The 20009-nt window shown below is 73.8% G+C and carries 19 protein-coding genes; 13 read left to right on the forward strand and 6 right to left on the reverse strand.

From position 1 onward, the window contains the following. Nucleotides 1-76 precede the first annotated feature (76 nt). The 3 genes from PH189_RS13970 to PH189_RS13980 all read left to right on the forward strand — a co-directional run bounded on the left by PH189_RS13970 (nt 77) and on the right by PH189_RS13980 (nt 3760). Nucleotides 77-1534 carry a serine/threonine-protein kinase gene (locus PH189_RS13970; protein WP_274189408.1) on the forward strand — a complete coding sequence of 486 codons (1458 nt, stop codon included), beginning with the start codon at nt 77-79 and terminating at the stop codon, nt 1532-1534. 174 nt (nt 1535-1708) lie between these two features. Continuing rightward, nucleotides 1709-2719, forward strand: a complete 1011-nt coding sequence (sbnA, locus tag PH189_RS13975) for a 2,3-diaminopropionate biosynthesis protein SbnA (RefSeq protein ID WP_274189409.1) — start codon at nt 1709-1711, stop codon at nt 2717-2719. Nucleotides 2720-2785: 66 nt separating this feature from the next. Beyond that, entirely contained in the window at nt 2786-3760 is a 975-nt protein-coding gene (locus tag PH189_RS13980; RefSeq protein WP_274189410.1) for a TauD/TfdA family dioxygenase, read from the forward strand. A gap of 183 nt (nt 3761-3943) precedes the next feature. Here the strand turns inward: PH189_RS13980 and PH189_RS13985 are convergent, their stop codons facing one another. Then, the gene (locus tag PH189_RS13985) at nt 3944-5248 is read right to left on the reverse strand and encodes a D-arabinono-1,4-lactone oxidase (RefSeq protein ID WP_274189411.1); all 1305 of its coding nucleotides are present in this window, start codon (nt 5246-5248) and stop codon (nt 3944-3946) included. A 23-nt stretch (nt 5249-5271) separates the two neighbouring features. Between PH189_RS13985 and PH189_RS13990 the strand changes: the two genes are divergently transcribed. Continuing rightward, nucleotides 5272-6444, forward strand: a complete 1173-nt coding sequence (locus PH189_RS13990) for an alanine racemase (protein WP_274189412.1) — start codon at nt 5272-5274, stop codon at nt 6442-6444. Nucleotides 6445-6452: 8 nt separating this feature from the next. Here the strand turns inward: PH189_RS13990 and PH189_RS13995 are convergent, their stop codons facing one another. Next, nucleotides 6453-7034 carry a cob(I)yrinic acid a,c-diamide adenosyltransferase gene (locus PH189_RS13995; RefSeq protein ID WP_274189413.1) on the reverse strand — a complete coding sequence of 194 codons (582 nt, stop codon included), beginning with the start codon at nt 7032-7034 and terminating at the stop codon, nt 6453-6455. A gap of 159 nt (nt 7035-7193) precedes the next feature. Here PH189_RS13995 and murA point away from each other — a divergent pair, with 159 nt between their 5' ends. Further along, nucleotides 7194-8462: a UDP-N-acetylglucosamine 1-carboxyvinyltransferase gene (murA, locus tag PH189_RS14000; RefSeq protein WP_274189414.1), complete on the forward strand. Its 1269-nt coding sequence runs from the start codon at nt 7194-7196 to the stop codon at nt 8460-8462. 43 nt (nt 8463-8505) lie between these two features. Here murA and PH189_RS14005 read toward each other — a convergent pair whose 3' ends face one another. Further along, complete coding sequence (locus PH189_RS14005) at nt 8506-8802, reverse strand: hypothetical protein (RefSeq protein ID WP_274189415.1); 297 nt, start codon at nt 8800-8802, stop codon at nt 8506-8508. Between the two features lie 150 nt (nt 8803-8952). On the opposite strand from PH189_RS14005, the gene PH189_RS14010 reads away from it, so the two are divergent. Then, on the forward strand, nt 8953-10968 hold the full coding sequence (locus PH189_RS14010; protein ID WP_274189416.1) for a protein meaA: 2016 nt from the start codon (nt 8953-8955) through the stop codon (nt 10966-10968). A gap of 22 nt (nt 10969-10990) precedes the next feature. Here PH189_RS14010 and PH189_RS14015 read toward each other — a convergent pair whose 3' ends face one another. After that, the gene (locus PH189_RS14015; RefSeq protein WP_274189417.1) at nt 10991-11362 is read right to left on the reverse strand and encodes a nuclear transport factor 2 family protein; all 372 of its coding nucleotides are present in this window, start codon (nt 11360-11362) and stop codon (nt 10991-10993) included. Between the two features lie 116 nt (nt 11363-11478). Between PH189_RS14015 and PH189_RS14020 the strand changes: the two genes are divergently transcribed. Together PH189_RS14020 and PH189_RS14025 are read left to right on the forward strand one after the other, a co-directional pair. Next, nucleotides 11479-11886 (forward strand): PaaI family thioesterase, encoded by a 408-nt coding sequence (locus PH189_RS14020; RefSeq protein ID WP_274189418.1) that lies wholly within the window; start codon nt 11479-11481, stop codon nt 11884-11886. Nucleotides 11887-11981: 95 nt separating this feature from the next. Further along, nucleotides 11982-12650 carry an alpha/beta fold hydrolase gene (locus tag PH189_RS14025; protein ID WP_274189419.1) on the forward strand — a complete coding sequence of 223 codons (669 nt, stop codon included), beginning with the start codon at nt 11982-11984 and terminating at the stop codon, nt 12648-12650. Between the two features lie 7 nt (nt 12651-12657). Here PH189_RS14025 and PH189_RS14030 read toward each other — a convergent pair whose 3' ends face one another. Further along, the gene (locus PH189_RS14030) at nt 12658-13719 is read right to left on the reverse strand and encodes a methyl-accepting chemotaxis protein (RefSeq protein WP_274189420.1); all 1062 of its coding nucleotides are present in this window, start codon (nt 13717-13719) and stop codon (nt 12658-12660) included. Nucleotides 13720-13827: 108 nt separating this feature from the next. Further along, entirely contained in the window at nt 13828-14313 is a 486-nt protein-coding gene (locus PH189_RS14035) for an NUDIX domain-containing protein (RefSeq protein WP_274189582.1), read from the reverse strand. A 94-nt stretch (nt 14314-14407) separates the two neighbouring features. Between PH189_RS14035 and nucS the strand changes: the two genes are divergently transcribed. The 5 genes from nucS (at nt 14408) to PH189_RS14060 (ending at nt 19954) form a co-directional block, all read left to right on the forward strand. Next, nucleotides 14408-15067, forward strand: coding sequence for an endonuclease NucS (gene nucS / locus PH189_RS14040; RefSeq protein ID WP_274189421.1), 660 nt, complete (start codon nt 14408-14410; stop codon nt 15065-15067). Nucleotides 15068-15072: 5 nt separating this feature from the next. Next, nucleotides 15073-15564: an HIT family protein gene (locus tag PH189_RS14045; protein WP_274189422.1), complete on the forward strand. Its 492-nt coding sequence runs from the start codon at nt 15073-15075 to the stop codon at nt 15562-15564. 98 nt (nt 15565-15662) lie between these two features. After that, the gene (locus PH189_RS14050; protein WP_274189423.1) at nt 15663-17171 is read left to right on the forward strand and encodes an aldehyde dehydrogenase family protein; all 1509 of its coding nucleotides are present in this window, start codon (nt 15663-15665) and stop codon (nt 17169-17171) included. Between the two features lie 180 nt (nt 17172-17351). Beyond that, on the forward strand, nt 17352-18497 hold the full coding sequence (locus tag PH189_RS14055; RefSeq protein ID WP_274189424.1) for an MBL fold metallo-hydrolase: 1146 nt from the start codon (nt 17352-17354) through the stop codon (nt 18495-18497). Continuing rightward, on the forward strand, nt 18494-19954 hold the full coding sequence (locus PH189_RS14060) for an MFS transporter (RefSeq protein ID WP_274189425.1): 1461 nt from the start codon (nt 18494-18496) through the stop codon (nt 19952-19954). The genes PH189_RS14055 and PH189_RS14060 overlap by 4 nt, the downstream gene beginning before the upstream one ends. The last annotated feature ends 55 nt before the right edge of the window (nt 19955-20009 follow it).

The following is a 20009-nucleotide window of genomic DNA, read 5'->3' on the forward strand; positions in this document are numbered from 1 at the left end:
CAGACGGTCTATCACGTTCGGGGGTCGTTGCGACATAGTGTCATCAGCGTCGACTGACCGGAGGGGGGTACCTCGGGTGACCGAGCGGTTTGGGCCATATGAGTTACTCCGCGTGGTCGGCCGCGGCGGAATGGGTGAGGTGTACGAGGCCCACGACACCGACCACGACCGGGTCGTCGCCCTCAAGCGTCTGGTGGCCGAGGCGGCCGGCGACGACGAGTACCAGCGTCGCTTCCGCCGGGAGGCCAAGCTGGTCGCGCGCCTGCGCAGCCCGCACGTCATCCCGATCCACTCGTACGGGGAGATCGACGGGCGGCTGTTCCTCGACATGCGACTCGTCGGGGGCGCCGATCTCGAGAAGATCCTCGAGACCGAGGGTCGGCTCCCGCCCGCGCGCGCGGTGGCGATCGTGGAGCAGGTCGCGTCCGCGCTGGACGCCGCCCACCACGCGGGCCTGATCCACCGCGACGTGAAGCCGTCGAACGTCCTCATCGACGACGGGGTCGGCGCCCACGACTTCGTCTACCTCGTCGACTTCGGGATCACCCGCTCGGTGGGGGGTGACGAGAGCGCGCCGCTGACCGGCACCCGCGTGCTGATCGGGAGCCTCGACTACATGGCCCCCGAGCGCTTCTCGGGCGAGGGCGGGCTCGGGATCGACGTCTACGCGCTGGCGTGTCTCCTGTTCGAGTGCCTCACCGGGAGCAGGCCCTTCCCGATCGACGAGCCCGTCGAGCTGATGACGGCGCACCTGACCTGGACCCCGCCCACGCCGTCGCGCTCGGTTCCCGGCCTCGACCCGGCCTTCGACGCCCTGATCGCCGCGGGTCTGGCCAAGGACCCCGCGAAGCGGCCCGCCAGCGCGGGTGAGCTCGCCGCCGCGGCCCGGGCGGCGCTCGACGCCGGCGCCGGCCGTGCGGTGCCGTCGACCCCCACCACGGCGCAGTGGCGCCGGAGCGAGACGGAACCCGAGGCGCGCGCCGTGCCCCGCCGGGGCGGCACCCAGCAGTCGCCCGCCTCCGCGCCGATCGAGGTGCCCACCACGGTCGTGCCGGCCACGAGCGCGGGCCACGCGGTCCCGGTCGACGCCACGGCGGTTCTCCGGCCCACGGCGCGGCCGGCGACGGGCGCCGCCCCGACCCCCGCCCCACCCCGGGGTCCCGGTGGCCCGCCCCGGACGGCGATGCGCCCGGGCTGGGCGCCGGGGCAACCGCCGGTGGGGAGCGGGGCCCGACGCGCGACGGGCGGGTCGCCGGGAGGAGGCCGGCCGGCCGGGGCCGGCGCGCCACCGGCGCGCACGCCCGCCCCCGCGGACCCCACGTCCGACCTGCGGGTCGACCAGCCCCGGACCGTGACGGTGGCGGGTCCGGCCCCCGATCCGGCGCCCTCCGCCGACCCGGCCCCGTCGGCGTCGCCCGACCGGCGACGCCTCCTGCGGAAGGCGCTGTGGATCGTCCTGTCCGTCCTCCTCGTGGCGCTGGTCGTCGCGTCCGCCGTGTACGTCGCGGTGCTCCTGACGCCCGCCGCCGGCTGAACGGGAGCTCACGATGAACGCCGTCCCGATGCCACGCCCACCCTTGCTCCGCGGTGACAGAACCCTGACCCCGAGCAGTGGCAAGGGTGGCCGCGCGGCGATGTCGACGCGGCCCGGCCCGGCCCATCCTTGGAGCCACTCCGGAACGACGACAGCGAAACCGAGGAGGTCGCCATGACCATCATCTCCGCGCCCCAGCAGTACAACACCGACGACCTCTTCGTGGACCTGCGCGCGATCGTCGAGAAGTCGCTGTTCCTCAAGGTCGAGGGCATGAACTTCGCGGGCTCCGTGAAACTGAAGGCCGCGGCCTCGATGATCGGCGCGGCCCAGGCCGAAGGGCGGCTCAACCCCTGGTCGATCGTCGTCGAGTCGTCGTCGGGCAACCTCGGCGTCGCGCTGGCGATGGTCTGCGCGAACTACGGCTACCGCTTCATCTGCGTCACCGACGACCGCTGCAACATGCAGACGCGCAAGCTCATCGAGGCGTTCGGCGGCGAGGTCCACGTCGTCGACAAGCCCCACCCCGAGACCGGCCTGCTCGGCGCCCGCCTCGAGCACCTGGACTCGATCTGCGCGGAGAACCCCGACGCGGTGTGGCTGAACCAGTACGAGAACCCGGCCAACGCGGGCGCCCACTACGCCCAGACCGGACCCGCCATCGCCCGGACGTTCCCCCACGTCAACGTCGTGTTCGTCGGCGCGGGCACCTGCGGGACGCTGATGGGCACCGCCCGGTGGTTCAAGCAGCACCGCCCCGACGTCAAGATCGTCGCCATCGACGTCGAGGGCTCGGTGAGCTTCGGCGGCCCGGCCGCGTCCCGCCGTATCCCGGGGTTGGGCATGGGCATGACCCCGCCGGCGCTCGACCGCTCGATGATCGACGACGTCGTCATCGTCCCCGAGACCGAGACCCTGCGGATGTGCCAGCGCCTCGCGATGCGCGGGTTCCTGTTCGGCGGTTCGACCGGCACGGTCGTCGCGGGTGCCGCCGACTGGATGGGCCGGAACGGGTGGCCCGGCATGACCGCCGTGACCCTCGCGCCCGACTCCGGCGAGCGCTACCTCGAGACCGTCTACGCCCCGCTCTGGCGCGAGGAGCACTACGGCGCCCGGGCCCGTCTCACCGGCCGTCACGTCCTGCCCGACAACCTGCCCACCGCCCCGCCGGCGTCCACCGCCTGATCCCGCCCAGCACCACCGCAGCCCGCCCAGCCCCAGCCAGACAGCTCGATCCCGACCGGAGTCACCATGTCGTCCACGATGCACCAGCCCGCCGCCGGCAACCTCGACCTCCGTCCCGGCCGTCCCCCGATCCTGTGGGTGAACCCCGGTCCCGACCCGGTCGGCTGGGCGGCGCACTTCCGCAACGACGTGCGACAGATCGTCGCCCGCCACGGCGTGGTCATGATCCGCGGTCTCGGCGTCCGTGACCACCCGCAGACGGCCGCCGTGTTCGCCCGTCTCTCGGCGAACGGCCTGCTGCCCGAGCGCGAGGCCTTCGCGCCCCGCACCCCGCTCGGGAACGGGCTGTACTCGTCCACCCAGTGGCCGGCAACCCAGCAGATGTGCCTGCACAACGAGCTGAGCTACCTGCCCGACCCGCCCGCCTTCATGTTCTTCGCCTGCCTGATCCCGCCCGCCGCCGGCGGTGCCACCCCGGTCGGCGACGCCTCGGCGGTCCTCCAGGCGCTGCCGCCGGCGCTGGTGGCGCGGCTCGAGCACGAGGGCTGGCTGCTGGTCCGCAACTACAACGACGAGATCGGCGCGTCGTGGGCCGAGGCCTTCGGCACCAGCGACCGGGGCGCCGTCGAGCACTACTGCCGGAGCCAGGGCATCGAGTTCAGCTGGAACGGCGACAGCCTGAGCACCCGTCAGCGCCGCCGCGCCGTGGTGCGTCACCCCGTCGACGGACGCCCCTGCTGGTTCAACCAGGTCGCCTTCCTCAACGAGTGGACGCTCGACCCCGACATCCGCGAGTACCTCGTCGAGTCCTACGGACCCGACGGGCTGCCGTTCACCACACGCTTCGGCAACGGCGAGCCGATCGGCGAGGACGTGGTGAACCTGATCAACAATGCGTACGCCGCCCACACCGTGAGCGAGCCGTGGCAGGCGGGGGACGTCATGGTCGTCGACAACATCCGCACGGCCCACGGCCGCGAGCCCTACCAGGGCGACCGCGAGGTGGTCGTCGGGATGGCGGACGCGATCCGCCTGGGGTGAGTCGGGCCTCGGAGGCGGTGCCGCCCGAGCAGCAATGCTTCGGAAACCGAAGCATTCCCGTGGACCGGGACAGGTCCCCGGGCGCGGACGCCGGCGTGAGCAACGCGCCTTCGCGAGAGGCACGTCTCGCATGATCGTCGGGCGCGCGGACCTGCCGGACGTGCCCCTCGTCGGCGGCGAGGCTCAGACCGGGCCCAGAATTCGGTCGAGGTGGTCGTTCGCGAACAGGCCGATGGGGTCGACGTCGCGGCGCACGCGGCGGAAGTCGTCGAAGCGTGGGTAGCGCTGGGCCAGGTCGGTGGCGTCGAGGTGGTGCTCCTTGCCCCAGTGGGGACGCCCGCCCGCGGCCGCGGCGACGTCGCCGAACGCCGCGAAGTACGCCCGGTACGGCGCGCCGACGTACTGGTGGATCGCGACGTAGGCGGTGTCACGGCCGTGGGCGGTCGAGAGCCAGACGTCGTCGGCGGCGGCGACGCGCACCTCGACGGGGAAGAGCACGGGGTGCTCGAGACGGGACACGAGGGCGCGGAGCTCGGCGAGCACCTCGCCGAGGCGCGCGCGAGGCAGCGCCCACTCCGACTCCACGAACCGGACTCGGCGCGTCGTGGTGAACACCCGGTACGAGCGGTCGCCGTACTCGCGGGCCGAGAGCACCGCGCCGGCGACGCGACCCAGCGGGACGACTGTGCGGGGCAGCGCGCGACCGACCCGGCACAGGGCCCCGAAGGCGGCGTTCTCGACGAGGTCGTACTCCACGAAACGCCGCACCGGGTGCAGAGGCGGCGGCGCCTCGTCGGCCGGCACGCGGTGGTGGCGCTTGACCAGGGCGTGGTCGCCGTACGGGAACCAGTAGAACTCGACGTGGTCGGCGCCGGTGAGCAGGCCGTCGAGGTCGCCGAGCACCTCGTCCAGCGGTTCCGGGCGCTCGCTCGCCCGCAGGGTGAAGGCGGGCACGGCCTGCAGGGTCACGTGGGTGACGACGCCCAGCGCGCCGAGCCCGACGCGGGCGGCGGCGAACAGCTCGGGGCGCTCGGCGGCGTCGGCGTGCACGGGTGTGCCGTCGGCGAGCACGAGGTCGAGCGCGGTGATCTGCGTGGCGAGCCCGCCGAGCCGGGCGCCGGTGCCGTGCGTGCCGGTGGCGACGGCTCCGGCGACGGTCTGGGCGTCGATGTCCCCGAGGTTCGCCAGCGCCAGTCCGTGCGCGTCGAGCGCGGCGTTGAGGGCGCGCAGGGTGGTGCCGGCGCGCACCCGGACGCGCCGGCTCGCGGTGTCCAGCGAGTCGATGCCCGTCCACTGCCGCAGGTCGATCGCGTGGTCGTCGGTGGCGGCGAGCGCGGTGAACGAGTGGCCGCTGCCGCGGGGCCGCAGGTGCGAGCCCCGGGCGGCGTGCACCGCGGCGACGACGTCGTCGACGGACCGGGGGAGGTGCACCTGGGACGGGGTGGCGACCACCGTCCCGGCCCAGTTCCGCCACGTACCGCGAGTCACCTCGGCACCGTAGCGTCGCCGCTGTGATCGATCGCTGGGATCGCGCGACCGCCGACCTCGACCCGCCCTTCGCGATCGTCGATCTGGACGCCTTCGACGCCAACCTCGAAGACCTCGTCGCGCGGGCGGCGGGGCTGCCGATCCGGCCGGCCACCAAGTCCCTGCGGTGCCGCGCCCTCATCGAGCGCGCGGTCGAGCGGCCGGGCGTCACGGGACTGATGTGCTACGCGCTGCGCGAGGCGCTCTGGCACGTCGGGAACAGCACTGCCGGCGACGTCCTCGTCGGCTACCCGACCGTCGACCGCGCGGCGCTCTGCCGGCTCGCCGGCGACGAGCACGCGCGGGCCCGGGTGACGATCATGGTCGACTCCGTCGAGCACCTCGACCTGGTCGAGGGCGTCGTCGGCGCCCGGCACCCCGAGCTGCGCGTGTGCCTCGACCTCGACGCCGCCTGGCGTCCCGTGCCCGGCGTGCACGTCGGCGCCCGCCGGTCACCGGTGCACACGGCCGCCGACGCCGCCCGGCTCGCCCGGGCGATCGCGGCGCGCCCGGCCTTCCGGCTCGTCGGGCTCATGGCCTACGAGGGGCAGATCGCCGGGGTGCCGGACGCCACCGGCTCGCGGGCCCGCGACGCGGCGGTCCGGTGGATGCAGCGACGGTCCGCCGCCGAGCTGGCGGAGCGCCGCGGCGCGGTGGTGCGCGCGGTGCGGGAGGTCGCCGACCTGGAGTTCGTCAACGGCGGCGGCAGCGGCAGCGTCGAGACCACCCGCGCCGACCCGTCGGTCACCGAGATCGCGGCGGGCTCGGCGTTGATCGGCTCGACGCTCTTCGACGGCTACACCCGCATGCACCCGCGGCCCGCCGTCGCCTACGCGCTCCCGGTGGTGCGCCGCCCCGACGGCCGCCACGCCACTCTGGCCGGTGGGGGCTGGGTGGCCTCGGGTCCCGCGGCCGCATCGCGGCTGCCGACCCCGTTCGGCCCCGGCGATCTGGTGCTGACCGGCACCGAGGGGGCCGGCGAGGTGCAGACGCCGGTGACGGGCCACCGGCTCCCGGCGCTCGGCGACCGCGTGTGGATGCGCCACGCCAAGGCCGGCGAGCTCGCCGAGCACGTCACCGAGTACCACGGGATCCGGGGCGACCGGATCGTGCTCACCACCCCGACCTACCGCGGTGAGGGGCAGGCGTTCGGTTGAGGGGAGCTCTAGCGCTGCTCCTCCGGCCCGCCCGGCACCCAGAGCACGTCGCCGCCCGGGTTGGCCACGCGCCCGAGGATGAACAGCAGGTCCGAGAGCCGGTTGAGGTAGTGCGCGGGAAGCGTGCTCGTCCGGTCGGGGTCGGCCGCGATGACGGCCCAGGTGCTGCGCTCGGCGCGACGGGTGACCACCCGCGCGATGTTCAGGTACGCGGCCGCGGGGGTGCCCCCGGGCAGGATGAACGAGTCGAGCTTGGGGAGATCCTCGTTGAACTCGTCGCACCAGCCCTCGAGCCGCTCGATCTGGCGCTCGGTGACGCGCAGCGGCGGGTACTCCGGGTTCTCGATCACCGGGGTGGCGAGGTCGGCGCCGACGTCGAAGAGGTCGTTCTGGATCTGGCGCAGCGGCGCGACGATCGCCTCCGGCGGCGACCCGACGGAGAGCGCGACGCCGATCGCGGCGTTCGCCTCCTCGGAGTCGGCGTAGGCCGAGAGCCTCGGGTCGGTCTTGGGCACGCGCGAGAAGTCCGACAGGCCCGTCGTCCCGTCGTCGCCGGTGCGCGTGTAGATCCGGGTCAGGTGTACGGCCACGGCGTCAGTCTAGGGACGCGGCGAGGTGCGCGGAGGACCGGAGACCGGGACCTCGATGGTCGTCCCGCGGCGCCGCGGCGCGGCCCCGCGTCGGAGAAGGGGGCCCGCACCGGCGCCGCCGACGGTGCGCTCCGGGCCGACGGGTAGCGTCCTGTCGCGATGAACGAGCACTTCGTGGTGCGCGGCTCGGGCCCGCTGTCCGGGGCCGTCGACGTCGTCGGCGCCAAGAACAGCGTGCTCAAGCTCATGGCGGCGGCGTTGCTGGCCGAGGGCCGGACGATCCTGACGAACTGCCCCGAGATCCTCGACGTCCCGCTGATGGCCGACGTCCTGCGCAGCCTCGGCTGCACGGTCGACGTCGCCGGCGCGACGGTGACGATCGATGTGCCGGCCGATCTCACCTCCGAGGCCGACTACCGCTCGGTCTCGCGGCTGCGGGCCTCGGTGTGCGTGCTCGGGCCGCTCGTCGCCCGCTGCCGTCGCGCGGTGGTGCCCCTGCCGGGTGGCGACGCCATCGGCTCGCGGCCCCTCGACATGCACCAGGCGGGACTGCGCCTGCTCGGGGCGTCGAGCGAGATCTCCCACGGGTGCGTGGTCGCGGACGCCGAGACGCTGCGCGGCGCCCAGATCTGGCTCGACTTCCCCAGCGTCGGGGCCACCGAGAACATCCTCATGGCCGCCGTCTTCGCCGACGGCACGACCGTGATCGACAACGCCGCGCGCGAGCCCGAGATCGTCGACCTCGTGACGATGCTCCAGCAGATGGGCGCCAAGATCGAGGGCGGCGGTACGTCGACGCTCACCGTGCACGGCGGCGGGGCGCTCACGCCCACGAACCACCGGGTGATCGGCGACCGCATCGTGGGCGCCACCTGGGGCTTCGCCGCGGCCATGGCCGGCGGGGACGTCACCGTGCGCGGCGTCGACCCCCATCACCTCGACCTCGTGCTCGACCGGCTCGCGCAGGCGGGCGCCGAGGTCAGCGCGCAGGAGGAGGGCTTCCGGGTCGTCATGGGGAGCCGTCCGCGCTCCGTCGACTGGGTGACGCTGCCCTACCCGGGCTTCGCCACCGACCTCCAGCCGATGGCGATCGCGCTCTCCGCCATCTCCGAGGGCACCTCCATGATCACCGAGAACGTGTTCGAGGGCCGGTTCCGGTTCGTCGAGGAGATGGTCCGGCTGGGCGCCGACGCCCGCACCGACGGCCACCACGCCGTCGTCCGTGGCGTGCGGCGGCTCTCGTCGGCGCCGGTCTGGGCGTCCGACATCCGCGCGGGCGCCGGGCTCGTTCTCGCCGGGCTGTGCGCCGACGGGGAGACCGAGGTCTGGGACGTCGCCCACATCGACCGCGGCTACCCGCTGTTCGTCGAGAACCTCGCCGCCCTCGGCGGCGGCATCCACCGGGTGGTCGCGCCGCCGGTGCGCTGATTCCCTCGTGAGTGAAGTTCGGGGCTATCGCCCCGAAGATCACTCACAGTGCGTGCAGCACCAGGCGGGCGTCGTTCGCGTCGCGGGGGAAGGCCAGCAGCGCCCAGCCGTCCTCGCGGTGGCTGACCGTCACCCGCACCTTCTCGCGGGCCAGCTTGCCGACGAGCACGTCGGCGGCCTCGCGGGTGGGCACCACGGCGACGGTCTCGAGCAGGCCGAGATCGCCGTTCTCGTCGGGCAGCGCGCCCTGCGGGCCACGGCCGAACGTCCACCGCAGCAGCCCGGCGATGAAGATCATGAGCGAGATCGCCATCAGGATCTCGCCGATCGAGCCGATCATGTGTGTCTCCTCCGGACCCGACCATCCTGACCGATCCTGTGGCTGACGGCATCCCGTCGGCCGCCCCGCGGGCCGGACCCGTCGGTAACATCAGCGGGTCATCCGGCAGGTGACGCGATGCTGCCAGGTGACACGATGAGGAGGTCCCACGTGCCCTACCCCAGCGACGACGCCCGCGACCGGCCCTGGGTCATGCGCACCTACGCCGGCCACTCGTCGGCGCGCGCGTCGAACGAGCTCTACCGGCGCAACCTGGAGAAGGGGCAGACCGGCCTCTCGGTCGCGTTCGACCTGCCCACGCAGACCGGGTACGACCCCGACGCCGAGCTCGCCAAGGGTGAGGTCGGGAAGGTCGGCGTGCCCGTGTCGCACATCGGGGACATGCGGGCGCTGTTCGACCGGATCCCGCTCGACGAGGCCAACACCTCGATGACGATCAACGCCACGGCGATGTGGATGCTCGCGCTCTACGTCACCGTCGCCGACGAGCAGGGCGCCGACCGGGCGAAGCTCGCGGGCACCACCCAGAACGACATCGTCAAGGAGTACCTCTCCCGCGGGACCTACGCGTTCCCGCCCGGGCCGAGCGTCCGGCTGATCACCGACATGATCGCCTGGACCTACACGAACGTCCCCAAGTGGAACCCGATCAACATCTGCAGCTACCACCTGCAGGAGGCGGGGGCGACGCCGACGCAGGAGGTCGCCTACACGCTCTCGACGGCGATCGCGGTGCTCGACGCGGTCCGCGACTCGGGCCAGGTGCCCGAGGACGACTTCGGCCAGGTCGTCGGGCGCATCTCGTTCTTCGTCAACGCGGGCCTGCACATCATCGAGGAGATCGCGAAGCTGCGGGCGTTCTCGCAGCTCTGGGACGAGCTGTGCCGCGAGCGCTACGGCGTCGACGACGCCAAGATGCGGCGCTTCCGCTACGGCGTGCAGGTCAACTCCCTGGGGCTCACCGAGGCCCAGCCGGAGAACAACGTCCAGCGCATCGTGCTGGAGATGCTCGCGGTGACGCTGTCGAAGGACGCCCGGGCCCGCGCGGTGCAGCTGCCGGCGTGGAACGAGGCGCTCGGCCTGCCCCGGCCGTGGGACCAGCAATGGGCGCTGCGGATGCAGCAGGTGCTGGCCTACGAGACCGACCTGCTCGACCACGACGACATCTTCGCGGGCTCGCACGTCATGGAGGCCAAGACGGCCGCCATCGTCGAGGGGGCGCGCGCCGAGATGGCCAAGGTCGCCGAGATGGGCGGCGCCGTGCCCGCCGTCGACTCCGGTTACATGAAGTCGCAGCTCGTCTCGTCGCTCGCGCAGCGGCGGATGCGCCTGGAGTCCGGCGAGGACGTCGTGGTGGGCGTCAACAAGTTCACCTCCACCGAGCCCAGCCCGCTGCAGGCCGAGGGCGCCGACGCGATCTTCACCGTCGACAGGTCGGTGGAGGACGAGGCCGCCAAGGCCGTGCAGGAGTGGCGCTCGGGCCGCGACCAGGTCGTCGCGGACGCGGCGCTCGACCGCCTGCGCGAGGCCGCGACCACCGACGAGAACCTCATGGAGGCGACGCTCGCGTGCGCCCGCGCCGGGGTCACCACCGGCGAGTGGGCGGGGGCGCTGCGCGACGTCTTCGGCTCGTACCGGGCGCCGACCGGGGTGTCCGGGGCGTCCTCGGGCGCCGGGGAGGCGCCCGAGGACCTGACCGCGGTGCGCGCCCGCGTCAAGGCGACCGCCGAGGAGATGGGCACGGCGTCGCTGCGCATGCTCGTCGGCAAGCCGGGTCTCGACGGGCACTCCAACGGCGCCGAGCAGATCGCCGTACGCGCCCGCGACGCGGGCTTCGAGGTGATCTACCAGGGCATCCGGCTCACGCCCGCCGAGATCGTCGCGGCGGCCGTGCAGGAGGGCGTGCACGTCGTGGGCCTGTCGGTGCTGTCGGGCTCGCACCTCGAGGTCGTCCCCGCCGTGCTCGACGGGCTGGCCCGTGCGGGCGCCGAGGACATCCCGGTGGTCGTCGGTGGCATCATCCCGCCGAAGGACGCGGAGCAGCTCCAGCGCCTCGGCGTGCACCGCGTCGTGACGCCGAAGTCGTACTCGCTGACCGGGATCATGGGCGAGTTCGTCGACGTGATCCGCGAGGCGCACGGGCTGGACGCGCCGGCGGCGGTGTGAGCCGGCGCGTCCACACCCGCGGTCACCCGGGCACGCGGTCCAGGAAGCCGTGGACGCGCTCGAGCCGCCCGTCCTCGGCCACCTCGGCGACGTCGAACCCGATCACCACGGGCTCGGCGCCTGCCGGGCCGAGGTGCCAGGTGAATCGGACGACGTCGTGGTGGGCGTCGAGCACCTCGCCGGGGGAGAAGGTCAGGCCGGCGAACTGCTCCTGGGCGCCGGCGATCAGCGCGTCGACGCCGTCGTGACCCCGGACGTCGGCCAGCGGGTCGACGTAGCGGGCGTCGGGTGTGAACGCCGCGGCGATCGCCTCGCGCCGTGCGGCGGGGTCGGTCGCGTTCCAGGCGGCGAGGTAGCGCTGGACGAGGGCGGCGGTGTCGGTGGTGTCGGTCATGAGGTCCTCCTCGGTGCGTCGTGCTGACGGGGAGAACCCTCACCGCGGGCCGGTAGGCGGGTCGATGACCTCGTGGGTCATGGACGATCAGCGCCCCGTCCCGCGAGGCTTCCGCCATGAGCGACGACCTGATCGGGTCCATGCCCTTCGCCGCCGGGCTCGGCATCCGGCTGGAGACCGCCGGCCCCGACGAGACCGTCGCCGTCCTGCCCTGGTCCGACGCGCACACCACGGCCGGCGGCCTGCTGCACGGCGGCGCGCTGATGACCCTGGCCGACACCGCGGGCGCCGTCTGCGCGTACCTCGGGCTGCCGGCGGGGGCGCGGACGGCGACGACGCAGTCGGGCACGTACCTGCTGCGCGCGGTGTCGGGCTCCTCGGGCTCCTCGGGCTCCGAGGTCCGGGCGACGGCCCGTCCCGTGCACTCCGGGCGCACCCAGATCGTCGTGCAGACCGACGTCACCGACGACCGGGGCCGCCTCGTCGCCCGGACGACCCAGACGCAGGCCGTGCTGCCGGCCTGACCTCGGCCTTCCGGGGACCGGAAACGACGCCCTGCGCGGGGTGTGGCCCGCGCCACGATCCGCGGCGACCGATCCCGGCGATCTCGGAGGACCCGATGCCGCGCCCCACCCTGCTCCTCGTCCACGGCGCCTGGCACGGCTCCTGGTTCTGGGAGCCACTCGTCGACGAGCTCGGGGAGTTCGACGTGCGCACCGTCGACCTGCCCAGCTGCACCGGGGGCCCGGACGAGCTGGGCGGCCTGGAGGACGACGCGCAGACGGTGCGGGAGGCGATCGCGGCGATCGACGGCCCGGTCGTCGTGGTCGCGCACTCCTACGGCGGGCTGCCGGTGTCGGAGGCGGCCAGCGGGCGGGTGACGCACCTGGTCTATCTCTGCGCTTTCATGCTGGAGGCGGGGGAGTCGTTGCTCGCCGCGGCCGGCGGCACCCCGCCGCCGTGGTGGGAGGTGCACGAGCGGCACATCGTCGCGACGACCCCCGAAGCCGTCTTCTACAACGACCTCGACCCCGCCACCGCGGCGTCGGCGGCCGGCAGGCTCGGACTGCTGAGCCGGGCCGCCACCGAAACGCCCCTCACCCGGGCCGCCTGGCACGACACCCCGAGCACCTACGTCGTCTGCGACCGCGACGCGGCGATCCCCTCGTCCGCGCAGGAGGCGATGGCCCAGCGGGCCGGGACCGTCGTGCACCTCGACGCCGGGCACTCCGCGGCGATGTCGCGGCCGCAGGAGGTGGCGTCGGTGGTACGCGGGGCGGCGTCGTGAGCCGTCGTCAGACCTCCTCCTCGTCGTCCTTGGCGGCGCCGCGCTTCTTGAGGAAGCCGAAGCCGGGGATGCCGTCGATGGCCTGACGCAGGTCCTTGGTGACGTCGAGCAGCTCGTGGAGGTCCGGTCCGACGCGATCGAGGGTCGCGAGGATCGGCATGATGTCGGTGACCATGTGCTCGGTGAACTGGGGCATCTCGTCGACGAGCTTGATCAGCGCGTCGACCTCCTCCGGGCTGAGCTCGTCGACGAACCGGCCGGCGAGCGGCGCGGCCCGCTGGAGCATCGGCTGGTAGAGGTCCAGGAGCTCCTGGGCCGACCGGCTCGTCTCCCCGGCGCCCTCGACGATCCCCCGCGCGCCGTCGGTGATCTGCTTGGCGTCGCCGACGACGCCCTCGGCGCCACTCGTGATGGATCGGGCGGACTCGACGACCTCGTTCGCGCCGCTGGTGATCGAGCGGGCGGAGGTGACCACCTCGTCGGCCCCGGAGGTGATCGAGCGGGCGGAGGTGACGACCTCCTCCGCGCCGCCGGTGATGCGACGGGCCGACTCGACGACGTCGTCGGCACCCAGCGTGATCTTGCGGGCGCTGCCCACGACCTCCTCGGCGCCCGCGGTGATCGACCGCGCGGAGCCGACGACCTCCTCGGCACCGGAGGTGATCGACCGGGCGCTGCCCACGACCTCCTCGGCGCCCGCGGTGATCGAGCGCGCGGAGCCGACGACCTCCTCGGCCCCGGAGGTGATCGATCGGGCGCTCCCGACCACCTCGTTCGCGCCCTCGGTGATGCTCCGGGCCTCGCCGAGGACGCCGTCGACGCGCTCCATGACGCCGTCGACCCGGACCACGATGCCGTCGGCGCGGTCCACCAGCCCGTCGACGCGGTCGGCCAGCGTGCCGAGCACGCCCACCAGCCGCGTCACCTCGTCGAGCAGCGCGTCCACCCGCCCGGGCAGCCGCGCGCCGACGTCGACGAGCTCGCCGACCCAGCCGAGCACCGACCGCCCGGTGTCCACCACCTCGCCCGGGGAGGGCACCGCCAGCGGACCGAACCGCACCAACGCCATGCCCCCACTCTGCCCGCGAGCCCGCGGCGCCACGCGCCCACGCCGTGTCGAGATGGGGGATTTCCTGACGTTGAGCGTCAGCGTGGCCCCCAGGCTGGTCTGAGGGCGCTAGAGCGAACGGAGCAGCAGGAGCGCGTAGGCGGCGAGGGTCTGGGCGTCGGTGATCTCGCCGTCACGGACTCGCCGCTCGAACTCGGCGCGGGGGACCCAGGCGAAGCGCATGTCGGCCTCGGTGTCCTCGCGGGCCGGCTCGCCGGCGGTGAGGTCGGTGGCGAGGTAGGCCCGCCCGCGCTGGGAGGACAGCCCGGGAGCGACGTCGAGCAGCCCCAGGTAGGTCCAGGTGGCCGCGGTCAGGCCGGTCTCCTCGCGGAGCTCCTGGGCGGCGAGCTCCGGGGCGGCCATTTCCGCACGGTCGGGGGCGGTGCCCTGCGGGAACTCCCAGCGCCGCAGCCCCAGCGGGTAGCGGTACTGCTCGACCATGGCCAGCCGGTCCCCGTCGAGGGCCACGACCAGCGCGTAGTCGGGCTTGTCGACCACCCCGTAGACGCCCTCGGCCCCGCCGGGGCGACGGAAGGTGTCCTCGCGCAGGGTCATCCAGGGGTTGGCGTAGACCTCGCGGGTGCTCGTCGTGACGGGGTGCTCCACACCCCGGGATGATCCACGTCGGCCGTCTCCTAGTGTTCGGGTCGTGCGCCTCGTCATCGCCCGATGCACGGTCGACTACGACGGCCGCCTCACCGCCCACCTGCCGAGCGCGCTACGGCTGCTGCTGGTCAAGGCGGACGGGTCGGTCAGCGTCCACGCCGACGACCGCGCCTACAAGCCGCTGAACTGGATGAGCCCGCCGTGCTGGCTCACAGAGGCCCCCGGCGTCTGGACCGTGAAGAACAAGGCCGACGAGACGCTGACGATCACCCTCGAGGAGATCCAGCACGACTCGTCCCACGAGCTCGGCGTCGACCCGGGGCTGGTGAAGGACGGCGTCGAGGCGCACCTCCAGCAGCTGCTCGCCCAGCACGTCACGACACTGGGGGAGGGGTGGACGCTCGTCCGCCGCGAGTACCCCACCGCGATCGGGCCGGTCGACCTGCTCTGCCGCGACGCCGACGGAGGGTCCGTCGCCGTGGAGATCAAGCGCCGCGGCGAGATCGACGGCGTCGAGCAGCTGACCCGCTACCTCGAGCTGCTCAACCGCGACCCGCTGCTCGCCCCGGTGGCCGGTATCTTCGCGGCGCAGCAGATCAAGCCCCAGGCCAAGGTGCTCGCGAACGACCGCGGCATCCGCTGCGTCACGCTCGACTACGACGCCCTGCGCGGCGCGGTCGTGGACGAGTTCCGGCTGTTCTGACGCCCGTGGGCGGCCGTCTCTCCCGCGCACTCGCGCGACGGCTCGGACGGAGTCGCCTGCGCGAGCACCTGCCCGCCGAGGTCGACGGCGAGTGCGTCTTCTGTCGCATCGTCGACGGGCGCGGCGAGGCGAGTGTCGTGGCCTCCTCCGACCGCGCCGTCGCGTTCCTGGACCTGCAGCCTCTCGTCCCGGGCCACGTGCTCGTCGTCCCGCGGGCGCACGCCGCGCACCTCGCCGACGTCGAGGACGTCGACGGGGCCGCACTGTGGTCGCTCGCGGCGCGTGTGGCCGCGGGTCTGCGGGCGGCGGGCCTCGCCGACGGCGTCAACCTCCTGCTCGCCGACGGTGCGGTGGCCTGGCAGACGGTGTGGCACGTCCACCTGCACGTCATCCCGCGCCGGCGCGGTGACGGGCTGCGCCTCCTGGCCGCCTGGACCCGTCCGGAGCGGGCGCGCCTCGACGCCACGGCCGAGCAGATCCGCGCATCGCTCGAGTGATCGACGGAAGAATACGGACACTGGATGTCTGCGACGGCACTTCGCTGACATGGCTCGAACGGTCGCGCCTGACCGCTACTGGTGCGTAGATTCGCGCCATGACGAGCACCCGCGACGCGGTGTCGGTCCCCGCGAGCGAGCAGCCGGACACCTTCGACTCCCTGGATCCCCGCAACGGCCAGGTGATCGCCAGCTACCCGCGCCACACGCCCGAGCAGGTCGGCGAGGTCGTCGCGCGGGCGCGGCGGGCGTCGCGGTGGTGGAACGACCTCGGGTTCGACGGCCGGGCCCGCAAGCTCGCGGCCTGGCGGCAGCTGCTCGACCGCCGGCGCGACGAGCTCGCCGCCGTGGTCAGCCGGGAGACCGGCAAGCCGCTCGACGACGCCCGGATCGAGGGCATCCTCGCGCTCGACCACCTGCACTGGGCGGCCAAGAACGCCGCGAAGGTGCTCGGCCCGCGCAACGCGGCGGCCGGCCTGCTGATGGTCAACCACAAGGCCAGCGTCGAGTACCCGCCGATGGGCGTCGTCGGGGTGCTCGGGCCCTGGAACTACCCCGTCTTCACCCCGATGGGCTCGATCGTCTACGCGCTGGCCGCGGGCAACACCGTGGTGTTCAAGCCCAGCGAGCTCACCCCGGGCGTCGGGAAGTGGCTGGTCGACAGCTTCGCCGAGGCCGTCGGTGAGGACGCGGTGTTCCAGCTGATCACCGGCGAGGGCGAGACCGGGGCCGCGCTGTGCCGCGCCGGCGTCGACAAGGTCGCGTTCACCGGGTCGACGGCCACCGCGAAGAAGGTCATGGCCACCTGCGCCGAGACGCTGACGCCGGTGCTCGTCGAGTGCGGCGGCAAGGACGCCCTGTTGGTGGACGCCGACGCCGACCTCGACGACGCGGCGGCGGCTGTCGTGTGGGGCGCGATGTCCAACGCCGGGCAGACCTGCGTCGGCGTCGAGCGGGTCTACGTCGTCGACGCGGTGGCCGAGGACCTCCTCGACCGGGTCGCCGCCCGCGCCGCCACCATCGCGCCCGGGGGCGCACCCGACGCCCACTACGGGCCGATCACCATGCCCTCGCAGCTCGGGGTCATCTCCGGCCAGATCGACGACGCGCTGTCCCGCGGCGGGCGGGCCGTCGTCGGCGGGCGGGACTCCGTGCGCGCGCCCTACGTCGAGCCCGTGGTGCTCGCCGACGTCCCCGAGGACAGCTCCGCGGTCACCGACGAGACCTTCGGGCCCACCGTGGTGGTCAACCGCGTCCGCGACATCGACGAGGCCGTCGACCACGCCAACGCCTCGCGCTACGGCCTGGGCGCCTCGGTGTTCGCCAAGTCCCGCGGCCACGAGGTCGCCCGCCGGCTGCGCGCCGGCATGGTGTCGGTGAACGGGGTCATCGCCTTCGCGGGCATCCCGTCGCTGCCCTTCGGCGGCGTCGGCGACTCCGGCTTCGGGCGCATCCACGGCGTCGACGGGCTGCGCGAGTTCACCCGGCCGCTGGCGATCTCCGAGCGCCGCTTCCGCAGCGTCAACGTCATGACCTTCGACCGTCCGGGCTGGGTCGTGAAGGTCCTCGCCGTACTGGTCAGCGTGCTGTACGGGCGGCGGCGCTGACGGACAGGCTCCCGCCTGCACGTCCTCACCGGGCCCAGCCCCTCGTCCGGCTTCCCGAGACCCGAGGAGGTCGCGCGGATCCTTCGCGCTCCCCGAACGGGCGCAGGAGTGGAACACCGGGCGCCCGAGTAGCGATGCTTGTCCGGAGACGGTCGGACGGCCGCCCCGGAGAGGACCGCGATGCCCGGCGAGCACACCCTCGGCGACCTCGTCGAGATCGACGACCGCACCGTCCTGGTGATCGGGCAGGAGCTCGACGTCGCCCACGAGCAGCCGGACGTCGGCCACGCGCTCGTGCACCGCGCGGGGGAGTACCTGGTCCTCGTCGACACGGGCGTGACGGAGGCCTTCCGCGCCGCCCTACGGGCGGCGGTCGACCGGGTCGGGCCCTGGTCGCGGCTGCTGCTGCTCACCACGCACGGCCACACCGACCACGTCGGCAACAACGACCTCGTCGACGAGCTCGCCGCCGAGCGTGGCTTGCCGGCGGAGCACTGGGTCCCGGCGCGGGACCTCGCGCAGATGCGCGACCCGGTCACCTACTGGGAGCACGCCTTCGAGCGGATCGCCGGCGTGGCCGCGCTGCCGGCGCCCCCGGCGCTGGCCGCGAGAAAGATCGTCTCGCTGTTCCAGCCGCTGCGCCCGTTCGGCGCCACGACCCGGGCCTATGAGGAGCGCCCGCTCGAGCGCCTGCGGCTCGGCTCGGCGCGGATGACCGGGTGGTCCTTCGCCGACGGCGCCGTCCGCGTGCTGCGCAGCCAGGGGCACACCGCGGGGCACGTCGTCGTCCACCTGCGCGATACCGGCCTCGTCCACCTCGGCGACGAGGCCAACGGCGGCTGCGGGGCGATGCCCGACGCCGACCAGCTCAAGCTGCACACGGTCCTGGGCGCCGTCGCCACCGCGGTCGCCGACGGCGCGGTGGCGACCGTGACGCAGGCGCACGACGCCGCCGTCCGGCGCGGTGACGACGCGGTGGCCCATCTCGACGAGCTCGTCGACCAGGGCGTGGCCCTGCAGGACGCGGCACTGGAGGTCACCGCCGGCCACGAGCCGGTCGATCCGCACCGGTTCCTCGACGACTTCACCCGGAAGATCTCCGAGGTCGGCGGCGGGCCGAACCCGAACCCCGTGTTCACCGGGATGATGGCGGTGAACGTGCTCGCCGAGATCGGCCTGCGGCCCGACCGCGGTCGCGACGACCAGTCCTGGTCGCGCCCCGCGCCGACCGACCCGGAGCCGGTCGCGGGGATGCCCCACGGCCTCGCCCTCCTGCCGGCCGCCGCGGCGATGGTCGGCTGGAAGCTGCGGGGACGGGACAGGTGAGCGCACCGGCGGGCGAGGTGTCGCCCCAGCGGTGGCTGGTCCTCGTCGCGATGACCGGCTCGCTGTCGATGATCATGCTCGACCAGACGGTGGTGTCGGTCGCCCTGCCGACGATGGGGCGCGACCTGTCGCTGTCGCCGGGCGCGCAGCAGTGGGTGGTCAACGCCTACGTCCTGGCGCTCGCGGCCCTGGTGGCCCTCGGGGGCAAGGCCGCGGACCTGCTCGGTCCGCGGCGGGCGTTCCGGTCCGGGGTGAGCCTGTTCTTCCTCGCCTCCGTCGGCTGCGGGCTGGCCCCGGCGGGGGAGTTCGGCGAGGCGACGATCCTCGCCTGCCGGACGCTGCAGGGGGCCGGAGCGGCGCTGATGGTGCCGGTGTCGGGCGCGATCGTCATCGCCTCGTTCGGGCCGGGGGAGCGCGGGCGGGCCATGGCGATCTTCGCCGGCATCAGCCAGATCTTCGTGGCGCTCGGGCCGCTCATCGGCGGGCTCCTCACCGAGTACGTGTCCTGGCGCGCGGTGTTCTTCCTCAACGTCCCGGTCGGCATCGCGACGCTCGTGCTCGTCGCAATCGCCCCGGTCCCCGCGGCGCGCGTCCCCGGGGCCGCCGTCCGGCCCCTCGACGTGCTGCTCGTCGTGGCGGGTCTGGCCGCGACGACGTTCGGGATCCAGCTCGCGGGCACCGACGGCCTCTCGTCGCCGCTGGTCCCGGCCCTGCTCGTCGGCGGGCTCGCGGCGACGGGCTGGTTCGTCGTGCGCCAGGTGCGGGCGGCCGACCCGCTGATCCACGTCCGGCTGTTCACCGACCGCGCCTTCACCGGTGACGCCGCCGTCATGGGGTTCGTGCAGTTCGGGCTGCTCGGCCTGGTGCTCTACAGCTCGATCTACCTGCAGGAACTGCTCGGCTTCGGACCCATGGCGGCCGGGCTCGCCGTCCTGCCGCTGATCCTGCCGCTCACCGTGGCCGCCCAGCTCGGAGGACGCTGGTTCGACCGAGCAGGCGTCCGCGGTCCGGTGATCACCGGCCTGGTCCTCTGCGCGGTCGGGACCGTCCTCTGGCTGCTCGCGCTGCCGGGCCTGGAGTACGCCCTCCAGACGCCCGGGATGGCCCTGGTCGGCATCGGTCTCGGGCTGACGCTGTCGCCGACCAACACCGACGCGCTCGCCCGTGTCGGCGTCTCGGAGCGCACCCAGGCCTCGGGGGTCGTGCAGACCGTCCGCCAGCTCGGCGGCACGCTCGGCGTCGCGGTCATCGGTGCCGTGGTGATCGCGGCGGACGGGGAGACGCCGGGGCAGACCGCCGCGCCGTCCGGGATCGCCGCCGGGTTCTGGGTCGCGGCGGTGGCGTTCGCGCTCGCCGCGCTGGTCGGCGCGACCCTCCTGGCCCGGCGCGACACGCCCGTGCCTACCGGAACGGTCAAGCTACCCGCGAGTAGAGACCCATCCCTCGGGTCGGGGTGAGACGCCGCCGCGCATGGCAGGATCGCGCCCGGACAACCGTCGTCGGCAGGAAGGT

This window comes from Actinomycetospora chibensis (assembly GCF_028737215.1).
Classification (GTDB): Bacteria; Actinomycetota; Actinomycetes; order Mycobacteriales; family Pseudonocardiaceae; genus Actinomycetospora; species Actinomycetospora chibensis.